The sequence below is a fragment of the Pseudomonas sp. FSL R10-1350 genome, from assembly GCF_009600525.1.
Lineage (GTDB): Bacteria > Pseudomonadota > Gammaproteobacteria > Pseudomonadales > Pseudomonadaceae > Aquipseudomonas > Aquipseudomonas helleri.
Window position 1 is genome coordinate 131664 of the sequence record NZ_WIVR01000008.1, and the last position, 19822, is coordinate 151485.

The 19822-nt window shown below is 58.2% G+C and carries 16 protein-coding genes; 6 read left to right on the top strand and 10 right to left on the bottom strand.

Annotated features, from left to right (window positions below; all coding sequences use genetic code 11):
- Nucleotides 1-91: 91 nt before the first annotated feature.
- Together gyrA and mtnA are read right to left on the bottom strand one after the other, a co-directional pair.
- Nucleotides 92-2743 carry a DNA gyrase subunit A gene (gyrA, locus tag GHO25_RS06495; protein WP_153390197.1) on the bottom strand — a complete coding sequence of 884 codons (2652 nt, stop codon included), beginning with the start codon at nt 2741-2743 and terminating at the stop codon, nt 92-94.
- Between the two features lie 384 nt (nt 2744-3127).
- Complete coding sequence (gene mtnA / locus GHO25_RS06500; protein WP_153390199.1) at nt 3128-4204, bottom strand: S-methyl-5-thioribose-1-phosphate isomerase; 1077 nt, start codon at nt 4202-4204, stop codon at nt 3128-3130.
- Between the two features lie 108 nt (nt 4205-4312).
- Here mtnA and GHO25_RS06505 point away from each other — a divergent pair, with 108 nt between their 5' ends.
- From GHO25_RS06505 to GHO25_RS06520, 4 genes are all read left to right on the top strand, one after another.
- A complete protein-coding gene (locus tag GHO25_RS06505) occupies nt 4313-5644 on the top strand; it encodes a TRZ/ATZ family hydrolase (protein ID WP_153390200.1) in 1332 nt (443 codons plus the stop codon).
- 63 nt (nt 5645-5707) lie between these two features.
- Nucleotides 5708-6406, top strand: coding sequence for a bifunctional 2-polyprenyl-6-hydroxyphenol methylase/3-demethylubiquinol 3-O-methyltransferase UbiG (gene ubiG / locus GHO25_RS06510; protein ID WP_048368514.1), 699 nt, complete (start codon nt 5708-5710; stop codon nt 6404-6406).
- Nucleotides 6407-6409: 3 nt separating this feature from the next.
- Nucleotides 6410-7081, top strand: a complete 672-nt coding sequence (gene mupP, locus GHO25_RS06515) for an N-acetylmuramic acid 6-phosphate phosphatase MupP (RefSeq protein WP_153390202.1) — start codon at nt 6410-6412, stop codon at nt 7079-7081.
- 45 nt (nt 7082-7126) lie between these two features.
- Nucleotides 7127-7867: a YciK family oxidoreductase gene (locus GHO25_RS06520; protein ID WP_153390204.1), complete on the top strand. Its 741-nt coding sequence runs from the start codon at nt 7127-7129 to the stop codon at nt 7865-7867.
- Nucleotides 7868-7944: 77 nt separating this feature from the next.
- On the opposite strand, the gene GHO25_RS06525 is transcribed toward GHO25_RS06520, so the two are convergent.
- From GHO25_RS06525 to GHO25_RS06555, 7 genes are all read right to left on the bottom strand, one after another.
- A complete protein-coding gene (locus GHO25_RS06525; RefSeq protein WP_178110007.1) occupies nt 7945-8730 on the bottom strand; it encodes an iron-containing redox enzyme family protein in 786 nt (261 codons plus the stop codon).
- A 45-nt stretch (nt 8731-8775) separates the two neighbouring features.
- Entirely contained in the window at nt 8776-11235 is a 2460-nt protein-coding gene (locus GHO25_RS06530; protein ID WP_153390206.1) for an EAL domain-containing protein, read from the bottom strand.
- Between the two features lie 144 nt (nt 11236-11379).
- Nucleotides 11380-13197 (bottom strand): ABC transporter ATP-binding protein, encoded by a 1818-nt coding sequence (locus tag GHO25_RS06535; RefSeq protein ID WP_372240926.1) that lies wholly within the window; start codon nt 13195-13197, stop codon nt 11380-11382.
- Nucleotides 13190-13825, bottom strand: a complete 636-nt coding sequence (locus GHO25_RS06540; protein ID WP_048368520.1) for a DsbA family protein — start codon at nt 13823-13825, stop codon at nt 13190-13192. The genes GHO25_RS06535 and GHO25_RS06540 overlap by 8 nt, the downstream gene beginning before the upstream one ends.
- Before the next feature lies 1 nt (nt 13826).
- Nucleotides 13827-14765, bottom strand: a complete 939-nt coding sequence (locus tag GHO25_RS06545; RefSeq protein ID WP_048368521.1) for a rhodanese-related sulfurtransferase — start codon at nt 14763-14765, stop codon at nt 13827-13829.
- Nucleotides 14766-14865: 100 nt separating this feature from the next.
- A complete protein-coding gene (locus GHO25_RS06550; RefSeq protein ID WP_048368522.1) occupies nt 14866-15162 on the bottom strand; it encodes a BolA family transcriptional regulator in 297 nt (98 codons plus the stop codon).
- Between the two features lie 11 nt (nt 15163-15173).
- On the bottom strand, nt 15174-15692 hold the full coding sequence (locus tag GHO25_RS06555; protein ID WP_048368523.1) for a DUF2059 domain-containing protein: 519 nt from the start codon (nt 15690-15692) through the stop codon (nt 15174-15176).
- A 194-nt stretch (nt 15693-15886) separates the two neighbouring features.
- Between GHO25_RS06555 and GHO25_RS06560 the strand changes: the two genes are divergently transcribed.
- Nucleotides 15887-17278: a class II fumarate hydratase gene (locus GHO25_RS06560; RefSeq protein ID WP_153390207.1), complete on the top strand. Its 1392-nt coding sequence runs from the start codon at nt 15887-15889 to the stop codon at nt 17276-17278.
- A 98-nt stretch (nt 17279-17376) separates the two neighbouring features.
- Here GHO25_RS06560 and pap read toward each other — a convergent pair whose 3' ends face one another.
- Nucleotides 17377-18903: a polyphosphate:AMP phosphotransferase gene (gene pap / locus GHO25_RS06565; protein WP_048368525.1), complete on the bottom strand. Its 1527-nt coding sequence runs from the start codon at nt 18901-18903 to the stop codon at nt 17377-17379.
- Nucleotides 18904-19041: 138 nt separating this feature from the next.
- On the opposite strand from pap, the gene mnmD reads away from it, so the two are divergent.
- Nucleotides 19042-19822: tRNA (5-methylaminomethyl-2-thiouridine)(34)-methyltransferase MnmD (gene mnmD, locus GHO25_RS06570; RefSeq protein WP_153390209.1), on the top strand; the 781-nt coding region annotated here is incomplete at its 3' end.

The following is a 19822-nucleotide window of genomic DNA, read 5'->3' on the forward strand; positions in this document are numbered from 1 at the left end:
GGCGGCTCAAAAAATCAGTGCTTCGCTACGCGTTGCAGCCCCAACACATACAACAAGGGGGCGAATCTTCATCCGCCCCCTGTGTGTCCGCTTATTCCTGCGGTTCTTCTTCGTCAGCGCCAGCCTCTAGCGGCTGCTCGTCGTCAACGCCACCCTGGATGGCCTCGCCCTCGAGCTCAACGTCATCTTCGAGTTCTTCGCCTTCCACTTCCGAAGGCTCCTGTACCCGCTCAAGCCCAACCAGCGTTTCATCGCTCGCCAGTTTGATCAAGGTCACGCCCTGGGTGTTACGACCCAGGCTCGACACTTCGTCAACACGCGTACGCACCAACGTACCCTGGTCAGAAATCAGCATGATTTCTTCGCCATCCTGAACCTGGACAGCGCCAACCAGGCGACCGTTACGCTCGTTGCTGACCATGGCAATTACGCCCTGACCGCCACGCTTGTACTCAGGGAACTCGCTAATCGCCGTACGTTTGCCGTAGCCACGCTCGGACGCGGTGAGGATCTGGCTGCCTTCTTCCGGGATCAACATCGAGATCAGCTTTTGACCTTCTGGCAGACGCATGCCGCGAACACCACGGGCCGTACGGCCCATCGCACGGACGTCAGACTCTTTAAAGCGAGTCACTTTGCCACCGTCGGAGAACAGCATGACTTCGCGCTCGCCATCAGTGATAGCAGCGCTGATCAGTACGTCGCCTTCGTCCAGCTCCAGGGCGATCAGGCCCACGCTGCGTTGACGGCTGAAGGATTCCAGCGGGGTCTTCTTCACGGTGCCGTTAGCGGTGGCCATGAAGATGAAATGACCTTCGGTGTATTCCTCGACCGGCAACATGGTGGTGATGTATTCACCCTCATCCAGCGGCAGCAGGTTGACCAGCGGACGACCGCGCGCGGCACGGGACGCTTCTGGAATTTCGTAAGTCTTGAGCCAGTACACCTTGCCCTTGCTGGAGAACAGCAACAGCGTGGTGTGGCTGTTGGCTACCAGCAGGTGAGCGATGTAGTCCTCATCCTTCACGCCAGTGGCCGACTTGCCTTTACCGCCACGACGCTGAGCCTGGTACGCAGCCAACGGCTGGGTCTTGGCATAGCCACCGTGGGAGATGGTCACAACGCGCTCTTCTTCCGGAATCATGTCGCCCAGTGTCAGGTCGAGACGATGATCCAGAATTTCGGTACGGCGCACGTCGCCGTATTCCGCACGAATGACTTCCAGCTCTTCGCGGATCACTTCCATCAAGCGCACAGCACTGTTGAGGATGCGGATCAGCTCGCCGATCTGGTTCAGAATCTCTTGGTACTCAGCCAGCAGCTTCTCGTGCTCAAGACCGGTCAGGCGGTGCAGGCGCAATTCAAGAATGGCCTGAGCCTGTTCTGGCGACAGGAAGTACTTGCCGTCGCGCAGACCATATTGCGGGTCAAGGTTTTCAGGACGGCACGAATCGGCACCGGCACGTTCAACCATCGCCACTACCGCCGTCGACTCCCAAGGGGTGCTGATCAGCGCTTCCTTGGCTTCAGATGGCGTTGGAGACGCTTTGATCAGCGCAATCACCGGGTCGATGTTAGACAGGGCAACGGCCTGACCTTCAAGGATGTGGCCACGTTCACGGGCTTTACGCAGCTCGAAGACGGTACGACGGGTCACCACTTCACGGCGGTGACGCACGAACGCTTCAAGCAGGTCCTTGAGGTTCAGGATGCGCGGACGACCGTCGATCAGGGCAACAATGTTGATCCCGAACACGCTTTGCAACTGGGTCTGTGCATACAGGTTATTGAGAATAACCTCCGGCACTTCACCGCGACGCAGCTCGATCACAACGCGCATGCCGTCCTTGTCAGACTCGTCACGCAGCTCGGTGATGCCTTCGAGCTTCTTCTCTTTAACCAGCTCGGCGATCTTCTCGATCAGACGCGCCTTGTTCAACTGGTAAGGCAGCTCGGTGATCACGATCTGCTGACGGCCGCCGACCTTGTCGATGTCTTCGATAACCGAACGGGCACGCATGTAAATGCGGCCACGGCCAGTGCGATAGGCTTCGATGATGCCGGCACGACCGTTGATGATTGCCGCCGTTGGAAAATCCGGGCCCGGGATGAACTGCATCAGTTCGTCGACGCTCAACTCCGGGTTGTCGATCAACGCCAGGCAGCCATCAATGACTTCGCCCAGGTTGTGCGGCGGGATGTTGGTGGCCATGCCCACAGCAATACCGCTGGAGCCGTTGACCAACAAGTTGGGAATACGCGTTGGCATGACCGCCGGGATCAGTTCCGTGCCGTCATAGTTCGGCACCCAATCCACGGTTTCTTTGTGCAAGTCGGCCAGCAGTTCGTGAGCCAACTTGGTCATGCGCACTTCGGTGTATCGCATGGCAGCGGCGTTGTCGCCGTCAACCGAACCGAAGTTACCCTGACCGTCTACCAGCAGGTAGCGCAGGGAGAATGGCTGAGCCATTCGAACGATGGTGTCGTAAACGGCCGTATCACCATGCGGGTGATACTTACCGATAACGTCACCGACCACACGGGCAGATTTCTTGTACGGCTTGTTCCAGTCGTTACTCAGTTCGCTCATCGCAAACAGCACACGCCGGTGCACGGGCTTCAAGCCATCGCGCGCATCAGGCAGTGCCCGGCCGACAATTACGCTCATTGCGTAGTCGAGGTAGGACTGTTTCAGCTCGTCTTCGATATTGACCGGGAGGATTTCTTTGGCCAGTTCGCCCATGAGAAGCCTGATTCCTTTTTCGGGTGAAACTTCGCCACATCCATTCGGGACGAACGAAGCTCGCCGCCGCTGGCCACGTGCCACGCAACGACTTACGACAAATCAACGAGTTAACCTACGGATTTGCGCAGTAAGGGCAACCCTTGCAGGGCACCCCGGAAACCGCCGGATGTTATCACAATCGCCGCCACGCACCTATCCCCCAGATGCGCATGGAGCATAGTAATTGGACCGATTGCAGGCTTGAGCGTGTCCAGAGGGACTCTGAGCCCACTTGAGGGGCCCTGCCACCCAGGTTTTTAGTGAGTACCGAAGGCTGCGACACGCGCCGCAAGCCTTCGTTTGTATCATCTGGCAACAAGGGTTGGAGCCCGCGTCAGCGCATCAATGCAACCGCTTGCGGCACATCAATTGCGCCATTTTGGCAGCGTCCGGGCGCTCAACAATGCCCTTCTCGGTCACGATCACGTCAATCAGATCTGCCGGGGTCACGTCAAACACCGGATTGAACGCCTGAACATCCGCGCCGACACGCTTGCCGCCCACTTCCAGCAATTCACTGCCGTTACGCTCTTCAATCGGAATGTCTTCGCCGCTGGCCAGGTCCATGTCGATGGTCGAACTCGGCGCAACCACCATAAAGCGCACACCGTGGTGCATGGCGTTGACCGCCAACTGATAGGTGCCAATCTTGTTTGCCACGTCACCATTGGCGGTAATGCGGTCAGCGCCGACAACCACCCAGGTCACGCCCTTGGTTTTCATGATGTGGGCTGCCGCCGAGTCCACGTTCAAAATCACCGGGATCCCTTCGTTGGCCAGCTCCCAGGCGGTCAGGCGCGAGCCTTGAAGCCACGGCCGGGTTTCATCGGCATACACCTGCTCGATCATGCCCTCGATCCATGCGCCGCGAATCACCCCCAGTGCCGTGCCAAAGCCGCCGGTTGCCAGCGCTCCGGTGTTGCAGTGGGTCAATACGGTCTGGGCATTGCCCTGATGGCGACGGATCACATCGACACCCAACTGCGCCATGGTCAGATTGGCCTCGCGGTCGCTCTCATGGATCGCGACGGCTTCGTCTTCCAGCGCTTGCAGCGCATCGGTGTTGTCTTTGCAGCGCTCCAGACGGTCGCGCATACGGTTAAGCGCCCAAAACAGGTTCACCGCGGTCGGTCGCGAGTTCGCCAACAGAGAGAAATCCTGCTCCAGCGCCGCCACCCAGTCACCGCCTGCCGCCTTGCGATCACGCGCTGCCAGCACTACGCCATAGGCCGCCGCAATACCAATCGCCGGGGCGCCACGCACCACCATGTCACGAATGGCCTGGGCAACCCCGTCAGCGTCGGTATAGGCCAGCCAGTTCTCTTCAAAAGGCAAAATGCGCTGATCCAGCAGATGCAGGGCTTCACCCTGCCAATCAATGGCCTTTACCTTTTCAGCGGCCAACAGTCGATCGCGCATGACTTCCCCTATCACCCTGATACAAAACCGCCGATTATAGCGAGCCCGCCCCCAAGACGCTCGGGTATACTTCGCGTCCTTTTTATAATGCACCGGAAGTCATTTTTGATGCCAACCCAGCCCTTGACCTTCGACTTATTGCTGCTCCCCACCTGGCTCGTACCTGTTGAACCCGCCGGGGTCGTACTCAAGGAGCATGCTGTGGGCATCCAGGACGGACGCATTGTATTCATGGGCCCGCGCCACCTCGCCGAAAAACACACCGCCCTTGAAACCCGCGAACTCCCCGAGATGCTGCTCAGCCCGGGGCTGATCAATGCCCACGGTCACGCGGCAATGACGTTGTTCCGCGGCATGGCCGATGACTTGCCCCTGATGACCTGGCTGGAAAACCATATCTGGCCGGCCGAGGCCGAGTGGGTCGATGAGGCGTTTGTGCGCGACGGCACCGACCTGGCCATAGCCGAGCAGATCAAAGGCGGCATTACCTGCTTCAGTGACATGTATTTTTTCCCCAAGGTCGCCAGCGAGCGCGTGCACAACAGCGGTATCCGCGCACAAATTGCCTTCCCCATTCTGGACTTCCCGATTCCGGGCGCCAGCACCGCAGACGAATCTCTGCGCCAGGCGGTAGAACTGTTTGGCGACTTGAAATACCACCCTCGCATCAAAATCGCGTTCGGCCCGCACGCGCCATATACCGTCGGTGATGAAAACCTCGAGAAAGTCCGGGTGATTGCCGACGAACTCGATGCTGCCGTGCAAATGCACGTTCACGAGACCGCCTTCGAAGTGCAACAGGCCGTCGAGCACAATGCCGAGCGCCCGGTAGCCCGCCTTGCCCGCCTGGGTTTGCTGGGCCCGCGCTTTCAGGCCGTGCACATGACTAAAATCAACGATGAAGACCTGAGCCTTCTGGTAGAAAGCAATTCCAGCGTGATCCATTGCCCTGAATCCAACCTCAAATTGGCCAGCGGTTTCTGCCCGGTCGAGCGTTTGTGGCAAGCCGGCGTCAATGTCGCGGTTGGCACCGACGGGGCCGCCAGCAATAATGACCTCGATTTGCTCGGTGAAACCCGCACAGCTGCCTTGCTGGCCAAAGCTGTATCCGGCTCGGCCACGGCACTGGACGCTCACCGCGCACTGCGTATGGCAACGCTCAACGGCGCTCGCGCCCTGGGCCAGGAGAGCGAAATCGGCTCTATCGAAGTCGGCAAAGCGGCTGACCTGGTGGCATTCGATTTGAGCGGGCTTGCCCAGCAGCCGGTCTATGACCCCGTCTCACAGCTGATCTACGCCACTGGCCGCGATTGCGTGAAACACGTATGGGTCGCCGGCAAGCAACTGCTGGATAACGGCCAACTGACGCGCCTGGACGAGCAACAACTGTGCGCCACCGCCAAAGCCTGGGGCGAGCGTATAAACAGCCATACTCATTGATTCCAAGCCTCAGGGCCCCGGCCCTGAGTTTTACCCGGTTTTTTAGCTTTAGAGGATTTACCCATGAGCAACGTCGACCACGCCGAGATCGCCAAATTCGAGGCGCTTGCCCATCGCTGGTGGGACCGCGAAAGCGAGTTCAAGCCGCTGCATGACATCAACCCGCTGCGGGTCAACTGGATTGACGAGCGCGTTCATCTGGCCGGCAAAAAAGTCCTCGATGTAGGCTGCGGCGGCGGCATCCTCAGTGAATCCATGGCTCAGCGCGGGGCGACTGTCACCGGTATCGACATGGGCGAAGCCCCCCTCGCTGTCGCGCAACTGCACCAGCTCGAGTCCGGCGTCAACGTTGAGTACCGCCAAATCACTGCCGAAGAACTGGCGCTCGAAATGCCGGGCCAGTTCGACGTCGTCACCTGCCTTGAAATGCTCGAACACGTGCCGGATCCAGCATCTGTCATCCGTGCCTGCTACCAGATGGTCAAACCGGGCGGCCAAGTGTTCTTCTCGACCATCAACCGCAACCCCAAGTCCTACCTGTTCGCGATTATCGGCGCCGAATACGTGCTCAAGCTGATGCCACGCGGGACCCATGACTTCAAGAAGTTCATTCGCCCTTCTGAGCTGGGCGCCTGGAGCCGTCAAGCTGGCCTGAGCGTCAAAGACATCATCGGCCTGACCTACAACCCGCTGACCAAGCATTACAAACTGGCCAACGATGTAGACGTCAACTACATGATCCAGACCCTTCGCGAGGAGTAATACATGCGTTTAAGAGCAGTTCTTTTTGACATGGACGGCACCCTGCTCGACACCGCGCCGGACTTTATCGCCATCTGCCAGGCCATGCGCGCAGAACGCGGCCTGCCGCCTGTTGCCGACAAACTGATTCGCGATGAAATTTCCGGCGGCGCGCGCGCAATGGTCGCCGCCACCTTTGACATGGACCCAGAATCTCCGGGTTTTGAAGCGCTACGCCTTGAGTTCCTTGAGCGTTATCAGCGTGACTGTGCGGTACACAGCAAACTGTTTGACGGCATGGCCGAACTGTTGGCCGACATCGAAAAGGCTCATTTAGTGTGGGGCGTTGTCACCAACAAACCCGTACGCTTCGCCGAGCCGATCATGCGGCAGCTTGGGCTGGCCGAGCGCTCCGCCCTGCTGATCTGCCCCGATCACGTCACCAAGAGCAAGCCCGACCCCGAGCCGTTGATCCTGGCGTGCAAGATGCTCGACCTGGACCCGGCCAGCGTACTGTTTGTCGGCGACGACCTGCGTGACATCGAGTCAGGCCGCGATGCCGGAACCAAAACAGCCGCTGTGCGCTATGGCTACATCCACCCCAACGACAACCCTGACCATTGGGGCGCTGACGTGGTGGTCGACCATCCGGCCGAATTGCGCAAAGTCCTGGATAACGCGATGTGCAGTTGCTGACACCCGGGCGCTGCACATGTTTCCTGCTTTTTGTTGAGGTGCTTTATGTTTGATTACACCGCCCACCCCGACCTGCTTAAGGGCCGGATCATCCTGGTCACAGGGGCCGGTCGTGGTATTGGCGCAGCCGCCGCCAAAACCTATGCCGCCCACGGAGCGACCGTGTTGCTGCTCGGCAAGACAGAAGCCAACCTGATCCAGGTCTACGACGACATTGAAGCCGCCGGGCACGCCAAACCGGCGGTTATTCCGTTCAACCTCGAAACCGCCCTGCCGCATCAGTACGACGAATTGGCGGCCATGATTGAAAGCGAGTTCGGGCGCCTGGACGGGCTCCTGCACAACGCCTCGATCATCGGCCCGCGCACGCCGCTGGAGCAACTGAGTGGCGAGAACTTCATGCGCGTGATGCACATCAACGTAAACGCCATGTTTATGCTGACCAGCACGCTGCTGCCGCTGCTCAAACTGTCGCAAGACGCCTCGGTGATCTTCACCTCCAGCAGCGTTGGCCGCAAAGGCCGCGCCTACTGGGGCGCCTATGGCGTGTCCAAGTTCGCCACCGAAGGCCTGATGCAAACCCTCGCCGACGAAGTTGAAAACGTCTCGACGGTGCGCTCCAACAGCATCAACCCGGGCGCAACCCGTACCAGCATGCGTGCGCAGGCCTACCCCGCAGAAAACCCGCAGAACAACCCTGAACCGCAAGCCATCATGCCGGTTTACCTGTACCTGATGGGCCCGGACAGCACCGGGGTCAATGGGCAGGAGTTCAACGCACAGTAAAAGCCCCATAAAAAAACCGGAGCCTGCCCACGCAGCCTCCGGTTTTTTTATACGCTCAGATCGTCATCTCCCGACAATCAGGACTCGACCAGCTCGCGCCGCGGACGCACTACCGGCGCCCCCTCAAACTGCAAGCAGCTTTGCAAAAACAGATACTTGTAGTCATAGCTCTTGCAGATCGCTTTACGCAACTCGGTTTTCAGCTCTTCTGAAGGGTTCAACCCCGCCAGCGTGCAAATGATCTCCAGCGCTTCCCACGGGTGCTCATCGTCATACTGCGCGTGCATCTTCAGCCATTTCATGGAGCGCTTGCGCCCTTCTTGCGGAAACGACTCTTCGTAGATGCTTTTTGAACACACCACTGCAGCCCACTCACCGACTGCGCCTTCGATGGCATAGTTGGTGGCGGCCATCGCCACGGCCAACGAGTCGGTTGCGCAGCTGTGCCAGCACCAGTCGTTGAGCGCCTGAAACTCTGCCGGTATGTCTTGCGCGTTCATGTCTTCAAGGCTTACACCGTGTGCACGCGCCCAATGCACCCAATAATCGGCATGGTTAAGCTCGACACGAATGTTGCGGATAAGCCAGCGCCGCGCCATGTCCTCACCCGGATGGCGCCCATAACGGGTTTTGCCCAGGTTATGGCCCATGTACAACGAAAACTGCTCGACCACTGGCCAGCCACCAATCAGGAAAATACGCATGGTCTTTTCGCTGAGGGTGTTGTCGCGCATGCGTCGGTAAATTTCGTGTTCAACAACCCGGCGTTTGCTCTCGCTGCAATCGCGGATCAATTGCTGAGCCCACTCGGGGTAGCTGGACGCCTCCATCAGAGGGCCAGTTCGGTTATAGGTCTCGGTCACTATCAGGCTCCTTATGACACGCTGGTTTTGCAAATCCGGAAATGCTTAACGCAACGTGCCAGGCGACTTCAAGGCCAACGGCGCGGGACGTTTGGGCCGGCACCACAAACTGTCACACGTCAGCACGTGAGGACGTTCAACTGCATATCCCTGCGCATAATCGACACCGATCTCGACCAAAGCCTGCTCAATGTGCGAAGACTCAACGAACTCTGCAATCGTACGCTTACCCATTACGTGCCCAATGTGATTAATCACTTCTACCATAGCCCGATTAATCGGATCATCCAGCATGTCTCTGACGAAACTGCCATCAATCTTCAAAAAGTCCACCGGCAGGTGCTTTAGATAAGCAAACGAAGACATTCCCGCGCAGAAGTCATCCAGCGAGAAACGGCACCCCAGCGCCTTCAGGTCATTGATAAAGCGAATGGCGCTGCCCAGATTGGCGATGGCGCTGGTTTCAGTGATCTCAAAGCAGATTTGCCCGGGCGAAACGCCATAGCATTCAAACTGTTCGTGCAAGAACGCCAGAAACTCATCATCACCAATGGTTGTGCCCGACAAGTTAATCGCACACATTTCCATTGGTCGCCCGGGGTGCTGAGCCGTGCATTCGGAAATGATCTTGAACACATTCTCGACCACCCAGCGGTCAATCGATGGCATCAAGCCATAACGTTCGGCGGCCGGGATGAAATGGTCAGGCATGATCACTCGTTCATTTTCATCATGCAGACGCAAAAGAATCTCAATGTGACCGCTGTGCTCCTCCACATGCCCCAACGGAACGATTGCCTGGGAGTAGAGGCAAAAGCGGTTTTCTTCCAGCGCCACATGCAGGCGCTGCACCCAGTTCATTTCACCGAAGCGCATGGACAGTTCGGAGTCGTCCTCGTGATACACCTGCACCCGGTTCCGGCCTTTCTCCTTGGCCATGTAACAGGCCATGTCGGCAGCTCGCATACAGCCTTCCAGCGTGATCGGGAGTTCGTGAATATGCACCAGGCCAATACTGATGGTGTTGAGGAACGGACGCCCCTTCCAGGCGAAGTGCAGGCTCTGCACTGCATGGCGCAACCCCTCGGCAATTTTCTCAGCCACATCGGCCGGGCAGTTTTCCAGCAAGATGCCGAACTCATCTCCGCCCAGCCGCGCCAGGGTATCGCCTTCACGCAGACCGGATTGCAGCAGCGCACAAATATGGCGCAGAAGCTCGTCACCCGCCGCATGACCGCAGGTGTCATTCACCAGCTTGAATTGGTCCAGATCCAAAAACATCAGCGCGTGCCGACCTTGTTGCCGCGCCAGGTTTTGCAGCACCAGTTCCAGGCGGTATTCAAACTCACGGCGGTTGGCCAGCCCGGTGAGCGCATCATGGGTGGCCTGCCACGACAGATTGGCGATGTACTGCCGCTCCTGGGTCATGTCATGCAACACCAACACCGCGCCGCTAAGTTTGCCCGCGTGCAAGATCGGCGCACCGGTCAGGGTGACCGCCACGGTACTGCCATCCATGCGCTGGATAAACCTGGAGTTCTCATTGTTGCTGCCCAACTGACCGCTGAGCACATGATCAATCAGCTTGAAGCCTTCATCCGGCCTGTTGTCATCCAGGATTTTGAACAGCGCCCCTAAAGGCACGCCCCGGGCCTGTTCAGACTGCCAGTGGGTCAAGTGCTCGGCAGCCGGGTTCATGTACACAATAGCGCCATCAACATCGGTACTGATCACACCATCACCAATGGATTCCAGGGTGATTTGCGCCCGCTCCTTCTCGAGTTGCAGCGCTTCGGCAAAGACACGGCTCTGAACCAGAATCTTGTGGGTGCGCAACAACGCCAGGCAAATCAACCCCAGGGCCACGGCCAGGTTGACCGCCACCAGCAACTTCAAAATAAACCGCGAGGCCTCACCCAACGCATCGCTGAACGCCTTGGCTGCGGGGGTCACCGCGTCGTTGATGGCATAAATCTGCGCGCGCCATTGCGCGACATCGGCCTCTGACACCTGATTCGTGCTGACCTGGCGGTGTATCTCTTGCGCCAGATTATCGAGCTTGTCCAGATACTCGTCGCCCACGCTCCATTTCGCGATGGCTTTTTCGAGGTAGCTGAAATGTCGGAAATTTTGATAAAGCCAAATCAGCCCATAGACGTCTTCGGGGCGATTGCCGCCTTGCAGAATACCTTCGCGTGCGGCCTGCATATCCGGCTCGGGCTGGTCCAGGGCTACCCGCAGTTTATGGCCGCCCTGAGGCACGCGAATGGCTTGCTGATACTGCGCATAGGTCGCGGGGTCGCGATTATCCGCATACAAGCTCAAGAAATAGATGGCGTCTTTCTGGCCCTTGGACCACAAGCTCTCGCCTGCGACATAGCCCCTTACGGCCGATAGCATGTAGAGACTCATGCAGCCCAATAAAACCTGAAACAGTACAACCGCAATAAAGGGCCAGACAATCCCGAGCAGGTGGGGCGTCCCGAGCGTACGTTTTGGCTTCATGAGTTCCCTTTGCATCACGCAGTCAGATGAAAACCAGAGGAAAAGCCTCAAAGAACTGAGACTAGGCCAACAACCGACATTAGGGATACCTCAGAGTGCTAACTAGCCCTCAAAAAACACATTAAGGGCAAATACGCTGCGCCCTCAACTTTGCTGCAAGTGGCCATACAACTGCGCGTAAAGGCCGCCCTCGGCGATCAACTGGTGATGCTCGCCGTCTTCGGCAATGCTGCCACCGTCAAACACCAGCACCCGGTCTGCCTGTTTTACCGCAGACAGCCTGTGAGCGATGATCAGCGTCGTGCGCCCGCTCAAAAAAGCGCCTAACGCGTGGTGCAAGTTGTATTCAGTGGCAGCGTCCAGTGCGCTGGTGGCCTCGTCGAGAATCACCACACGGGGCTCGGCCAGAACCATGCGCGCTATCGCCAGGCGCTGGCGCTGACCACCCGACAAACGCACCCCGGAACGCCCAACGATACTGTCCAGACCTTGCGGCAGGGTCATGATGGTGCCATCCAGCTGAGCGATTTTCAGAGCGCGCCAGCAGGCTTCGTCCGTGCGCTCACGACCCATGGTCAAGTTGGCGCGCACCGTGTCGTTGAACAGCGCCGGATGTTGCAACACCACCGCCACATGCTCGCGAATAGCCTCAAGGCCAATATCCGACTGGCGCACACCGCCAAACGAAATGCTTCCGGACTGTGGCGTGTACAGCCCCAGCAGCAATTGCACCAAGGTGCTTTTACCACCGCCGCTGGTGCCGACAATCGCTACTTTCTCGCCAGGTGCGATGCTCAGATTGAGCGTGTCCAGCACCCGCTCTTCGCCGTAGCTGAAGCTCAGGTCGCGGATATCGATGCCAACTGTTTCACGCCCGGCAAACGGATCAACACCGCCCGGATAGTGAGGTTCATCCTCACGCGCCAGCAGCTGGTTGATGCGTGTCACCGCGCCGTCCGCCGCGTAAAAAGCGTATTGCAGGTTCAGCAACTGTTCGACCGGGCCGATCATGAACCAGAGATAACTGAATACCGCCAGCATTTGCCCGATCGACAGGTCAGAGAACAGCACCGTCAACATGGCGGCCGCGCGGAAAATATCGATGCCGAACTGGAACAACAACCCGCTTGCCCGGTTCGAAGCGTCGGTTTTCCACTGCGAGTTCGCAGCAAAATCCCTGACTTCACGGGCACGTTGCTGTAAGCGACCTAGGAAAAAGCCCTGACGATTTCCCGCTCGTACTTCCTGGATTGAATCCAGAGTTTCGGTCAGCGCCTGGGTGAAACGCCCGGTGCTGTCATTTTCGAGCTTTTTCAAATGTTTGACGCGTTTGCCCAGTTGCACCGTGGCGTAGATCACCAACGGGTTAAACAACAGGATCAGCAGCGCCAACTGCCAGTTCATCCACAGCAGAATCGCCGAGGTGCCTATCAAGGTGAGCATGGCCACCAAAAACCGGCTGAGGGTTTCGCCGACAAACTTGTCGAGGGTATCGAGGTCGGTGACTAAATGCGTGGTCACCGTGCCGCTGCCCAGGCTCTCGTACTCCGCCAGCGAGATGCGCTTCAAGCGCTCAATCAAGCGCACCCGGATACGGAACACGATGTCTTTGGCCAGCCGTGAAAACAGCCGCGATTGCAGGACGTTAAATAACAATGCGCCAACGCGCAGCAGCAACGTCACTACCAGCATCAGGCCGATGTAGCCCACCGAACTCTGCCAGGCGACTGGCAGCCAGTGGTTCATGACTTTCAGGGCAGCGTCGCCATGTCCCAGCAGCACTTCGTCCACCAACAGCGGCAGCAGCAACGGAATCGGCACACTGCACAGCGTGGCCAGCACAGCCACACCATTGGCAATCCACAGGGCTTTTTTATGCCGCAGGGCCAGACGGCGAATGTCAGCCCAGCCCAACCGGTCTGGCGTGCGGGCAGTTGACGGTTTAGCCAGGGGATCAAGCACTCGTGGCACGATCCAGCCAGCGGCCGAGCAATTCAGACAACGGCTCAAGCGGTTGATAGCCATTGGTCAGCAAGGCTAATTGACCATTACACTCGGCCAGCAACGTCGGGAACCCGGCAATGCCCAAGTCCTGTACCCAGGTAAAGTCCGCAGCCGTCGCCGCCTGTTGCTCGACGCTGTCAAAGGCCGCCGCAAACTCAGCCCGTGGCAACCCGGCCTGCTCGGCCAACTCAACCAAAACACTGCTTTGCGTGACATCCCGGCCTTCAGCGTAAAACGCCTGCTGGATAAGCTTGAGCAAGCACCAGGTTTTCTGCGGTGCCAGGGCGCGTGCTGCCACTATCGCCCGGCAAGCGGGCTCGCAGTCGTAAACAAAACCCTCGGGCAAGGCTCCCTCAAAGTTGAACGGTTGCCCGGTGGCGTCAGCCACGGCCTGCCAATGCTCAAGGATGTAGCGCCGCGTCGAAGGCTCAAGCGCCGCACTGTTGCCGGTGCGCAAACCACCCACCACCAGGTGCAGTTCCACACCTGCGGCTTGCGCCTGCTCGATCAGAGCGTGCGCGACAGGCGCAAAACCCCAACACCATGAACACATCGGGTCCATCACATAGAGCAGGCGCGCAGACATATCAGGCCTCGGCAGATTTACGGTAGTTATGACCAATCGGGTGCGGCTGATTGCGGGCCTTGGCCAGTTCAATCTGCTTTTGACGATCTATCGCGCTGCGACGGGTTTTCTCGCTCAGCTTGTCCCAGCAATGCGGGCAACTAATACCCGGCTGGTAGTGCTCGGACTCACGATCTGCAGCGTTGATCGGCGTGCGGCAAGCGTGGCACTGATCGTACTCGCCTTCGCTCAGGTCGTGACGCACCGTGACGCGGTTATCAAATACAAAGCAGTCACCTTCCCACTTGGACTCTTCCTGCGGCACCTCTTCGAGGTACTTCAGAATGCCGCCCTTGAGGTGATACACCTCATCAAACCCTTGGCTGAGCATATAGCTCGAGGCTTTTTCACAGCGAATGCCGCCGGTGCAGAACATCGCGACTTTTTTGTGCACAGCCGGGTCGAAGTTGGCTTTGATGTAGTCAGGGAACTCACGAAAGCTCGTGGTTTTAGGGTCGATGGCGCCTTCAAAGGTGCCAATCGAGACTTCGTAATCGTTACGGGTGTCAATCAGCAACACTTCTGGGTCGCTGATCAAGGCGTTCCAGTTTTCGGGGTCGACATAGGTACCGACTTTTTTGTTCGGGTCTACGCCTTCAACGCCGAGGGTGACGATCTCTTTTTTCAGCTTGACCTTGGTCCGGTAGAACGGCTGGTCATCGCAGTAGGATTCTTTGTGGTCAATATCGACCATGCGCGGGTCAGTCTTGAGCCATGCCAGCAGGCCGTCAATGCCTTCACGGCTACCGGAAACGGTGCCATTGATACCTTCTTCGGCGATCAGCAAAGTGCCTTTGATGCCGTTATCCACCATTGCCTTGAGCAACGGTTCACGCAGTTCAACGTAGTCTTGCAGGGTGACAAATTTATACAGTGCAGCAACAACAATTGGCGCGGTCATCGTGAATCTCTCCAGGTGGCTACCCTCGCAAAGGGTGAACCGGATGCAAAAAAAACGCGCCGACTAAGCGGCGCGTTGCGGATTCTAGCAAAAACGTGTGTTAGTGCCCACCGCCAGCGCAGGTCGGCGAGGCCGGGGCTGCGTCGATTTTCGCCCATTCTTCAGGCGTGTACGTGTGCAGTGCCAACGCATGGAACTCACCCATCAGGTCACCCAGGGTGGCGTAAACCTTTTGGTGACGCTTGACACGGTTGAGCCCGTCGAACTGCTCGCTGACCACCACTGCCTTGAAGTGAGTCTGCAACCCACGGCTGTGCATGTGGCTCTCATCCAGCACGCTCAAATGCTCGGGTTGCAACGCGCTCAGCGTCGTTTCAATACGTTGTTGCATGCTCATTCAGACTCCGCTTACTTCTTTTTGGCCGGGGCCGGTGCAGCCGGTACCAGTTCGTTGGTCATGTCTTCCAACAACTTGTTGACCACAGGCACGGCGCTTTCCAGCTTGGCCTGAGTCATCTGGGCAGACTGTTGAGTCAGTTGCGGCATTTTTTCCAGCACTTTCTTGCCCAATGGCGACTGGTAGAACTTCACCAGGTCATTAAGCTCGGACTCGCTGAAGTTGGCGGTGTACAGCTTGACCATGTCCGGCTTCAGCTTGTCCCAGCCAATGGCTTGGTCCAGGGCAGTGTTGGCTTTGGCCTGGTAGGTTTCCAGCAAGGCTTTTTTCGCAGCCGGCGCTTTGGTTTGTTCAAAGCGTTGAGCAAACATTTGCTGCACTTGCATGTACACCGGCGTCCCCAGTTTGTCGGCGTGTGCCAGCTTGAGGAACGTTTCAGCACTGGCAGCGTGGCTGGCAGCATCGGCGAATACCTGGCCGCTGGCGCATACCAGAGCAACTGCAGTACAGATGGCGCGAAGACGAGTCATCGAGTTTCCTTTATCTAGCAAGCGAGGTCGTACCCCAGGGGCCACTATTCTGCGCCTAACAAAGTGTGTCACTCAACCCCGAGACTGATAGCGGTTCTCAACAATCCGACAAAAACCAATAAAACTAAAGTTTGAACTCCTATAGGCGATTGAGCGCCTAAGCTCACTGATCAACCTTTAGGAGAAACGACCTGATGAGCCGCATCGAAACCGACAGCCTGGGTGAAGTGAACGTACCGGATGAGGCCTATTGGGGCGCTCAGACTCAGCGCTCGCTGATCAACTTTGCCATCGGCAACGAAAAAATGCCGCTGGCCGTACTGCATGCCCTGGTGCTGATCAAAAAAGCCGCGGCCCGCGTCAACGACCGCAACGGCGACTTGCCAGCCGACATCGCGCGCCTGATTGAACAGGCGGCCGACGAAGTGCTCGGCGGCCAGCACGATGATCAATTCCCCTTGGTGGTCTGGCAAACCGGCAGTGGCACCCAAAGCAACATGAACGCCAACGAAGTGATTGCCGGGCGCGCCAACGAACTGGCCGGCAAAGGCCGTGGCGGCAAATCGCCAGTACATCCGAACGACCACGTCAACCGCTCGCAAAGCTCCAACGACTGCTTCCCGACGGCCATGCACATTGCGGCGGCCAAGGCGGTGCATGAGCACCTGCTGCCGGCGATCAGTGAGTTGTCCGGCGGGCTGGCCGAATTGTCGGCGCGCCACATGAAACTGGTTAAAACCGGTCGCACCCACATGATGGACGCGACCCCCATTACGTTCGGCCAAGAGCTGTCGGCTTACATCGCGCAACTGGATTACGCAGACAAAGCCATTCGCTCAGCCCTGCCGGCCGTTTGCGAACTGGCTCAGGGCGGCACCGCCGTGGGCACCGGGCTGAATGCGCCACACGGCTTTGCCGAAGCCATTGCCGCCGAACTTGCCGCCCTGTCGGGCCTGCCGTTTGTCACCGCCCCCAATAAATTTGCCGCGCTGGCCGGGCATGAGCCGCTGACCACCTTGTCGGGCGCCCTGAAAACCCTGGCCGTTACCTTGATGAAACTGGCCAATGACTTCCGCCTGCTGGGTTCCGGCCCACGCGCAGGGCTGGCCGAAATCAAACTGCCGGCTAACGAACCGGGCAGCTCGATCATGCCGGGCAAGGTCAACCCGACCCAATGCGAAGCGTTGTCGATGCTCGCCTGTCAGGCGCTGGGCAATGACGTGGCGATTGGCTTTGCCGCCAGCCAGGGGCATTTGCAGCTCAACGTGTACAAGCCGGTGATCATTCATAACTTGCTGCAGTCGATCAAACTGCTGGCCGACGGTTGCAGCAACTTCAATGAACACTGCGTGACCGGGCTTGAGCCGGACGCGGGCAAAATGGCCGAGCACCTGGAGCGCGGCCTGATGCTGGTGACTGCACTCAACCCCCATATCGGCTACGACAAGTCGGCGCAAATCGCCAAAAAAGCCTATGCCGAAGGGTTGACCTTGCGCGAAGCGGCGCTGGAGTTGGGTTACCTGACCGACGAAGAATTCAACGAGTGGGTACGTCCGGAAAACATGCTCAGCCCCGGCAAGCATTAAAACTGTAGGAGCGAGCTTGCCTCGCGATCTTTTGATGTTTTAAAAGATCGCGAGACAAGCTCGCTCCTACAATTACTAAGGCGTAGCGCCGCTCCTCCTCAGATACGAATCATGGCCTTGCCCTTCTTGACGTGTTTGTCGCTTTTGGCAAAGGCGGCTTCCAGCGCTTCGTTGATGGTGCGCAACACTTTGACCCGTGCACAGCGTTTGTCATTGGCCGCGACCAGTGTCCAGGGCGAAATCTCCGTGCTGGTGCGGTCAACCATGTCGCACACAGCGGTGCGGTACAGGTCCCATTTCTCTCGATTGCGCCAGTCTTCCTCGGTGATTTTAAAACGCTTGAACGGGATTGTTTCCCGCTCCTGAAAACGCTCCAACTGCGTGTCTTTATCAATCGCCAACCAGAACTTGACGACGATCACCCCCGAGTTTTTCAGTTGTTCTTCGAAATCATTGATTTCGCCGTAGGCGCGCATCCAGTCGGCCTGGGTGCAAAAATCCTCGACCCGCTCTACCAGCACCCGCCCATACCATGAGCGGTCAAAGATGGTGAATTTTCCGCGCCCCGGGATCTGTCGCCAAAAGCGCCAGAGGTAAGGTTGTGCGCGCTCGTCCTGCGACGGCGCAGCAATCGGCACGATGTTGTATTGACGCGGGTCGAGTGCCGCCGCAACGCGGCGAATGGCACCGCCCTTGCCCGCTGCATCGTTGCCCTCGAACACCGTAATCAAGGCATGACGACGCATGCGCTTGTCACGCATCAGGCCCGATAGCCGTGCCTGTTCGGTGACCAGTTGCTCTTTATAGTCATCCTTCTCCAGTACCTGGGTCATGTCCAGACAGTCGAGCAGGCTCAACCCATCTCGGCTTTCAGGCAGCAACGGCACGTTGATTGAGCGCGGGCGAGCCTTGGGTGCGCTTAACGCGGCTTGCAGCCCTTCGAGTAAAATCTTGCCCACGGTCAGGCCGCGGTAGTGCGGGTCTACACCCTCAACGATGTGCCAGGGCGCGTAATCACGGCTGGTGCGACGCAGTACACGCTCGCCGTAACGCACAAACTTGTCGTAGGTTTTGGATTGCTGCCAGTCCAGCGGGCTGATTCGCCAGCTGTGCAGCGGGTCATCCTTCAACGCCTTGAGCCGTGCTTTCATTTGTTTTTTGGACAAGTGAAACCAGAATTTGAAAATGACCGCGCCTTCGTCACAGAGCATGCGCTCCAGGCGCTCGGCCCCGGTGATCGCTTGATCCAGCACCGCGTCCTTGATCACCCCGTGCACCCGGGCCTGGAGCATCTGGCTGTACCAATTGCCGAAAAACACGCCCATGCGCCCCTTGGCCGGCAAATGACGCCAGTAACGCCACGCAGGCGGACGCGCCAGTTCTTCGTCCGATTGCTGATCAAACGTACGCACCTCAATCAGCCGCGGGTCCATCCATTCACTGAGCAGCTTGACTGTTTCACCCTTGCCGGCGCCCTCGATGCCGTTGATCAGCACAATCACCGCTGCGCGCTTTTGCTGGTGCAAGTCGTACTGCGCCTCAAGCAAAGCCTCGCGTAGGGCAGGAACTTCTCTGTCGTAGGTTTCTTTGTCGACGCAATGACCGATTTCTGCAGATTCGAACATGGAAAGCTCCCTGGCAAGATGCCACAAGCCTAGACGATTGATGCCTGCGCGTAACAACAAAACGCATAAAACTGTCATCAATCCGTTGTGCTTTGGCCGATCGGCTAGAATGGCCGCCTTGCCGATGCAGAGCCTCACATGACCATTGAAATGCCCAATGCCCAGCTCGACTGGGATGACCAAGGTCGCCCCCATTCGCGACTGTTTGACGACGTGTATTTTTCAGACAAGTCCGGCCTTGAAGAAACCCGTTACGTCTTTATTGAACAGAATGCCTTGCGCGAGCGCTTCAGCGCCTTGCCTGCCAACGCGCATTTTGTGATTGGTGAAACCGGCTTCGGTACCGGCCTCAACTTTCTCTGTGCGTGGCAACTGTTCGACGAAACGGCGCACCCTGAGGCCCGGCTGCATTTCATCAGTGCCGAAAAGTACCCGCTGACCCGCGCTGATCTGCAACGCGCCCTCGCCCTCTGGTCGGAGCTGGCGCACTACAGCGAGCAACTGCTGGCCAGCTATTGGGCCATTCATCCGGGGTTTCAAACCCTCAGCCTGGCCAATGGCCGGGTCACGCTCACGCTGCTGATCGGCGACGCGCTGGAGCAACTGCCACAGCTCGATGCACAAGTCGACGCGTGGTTTCTCGACGGCTTCGCGCCCGCGAAAAACCCGGACATGTGGACCCCGGAACTGTTCGCACAATTGGCCCGTTTGGCGGCCCCCGAGTCAACCCTCAGCACCTTTACCAGCACCGGCTGGGTGCGCCGCGCGCTGAATGAGGCCGGGTTTAAAATGCGCCGCACGCCGGGTATCGGCCATAAGTGGGAGATCCTGCGCGGGGTCTTTCTCGGCTTGCCGGACACCGCTGCGCCCGGCGCCACGGTCAAACCCTGGTTCGCCCGCCCGCCACAGACCAGCGGCC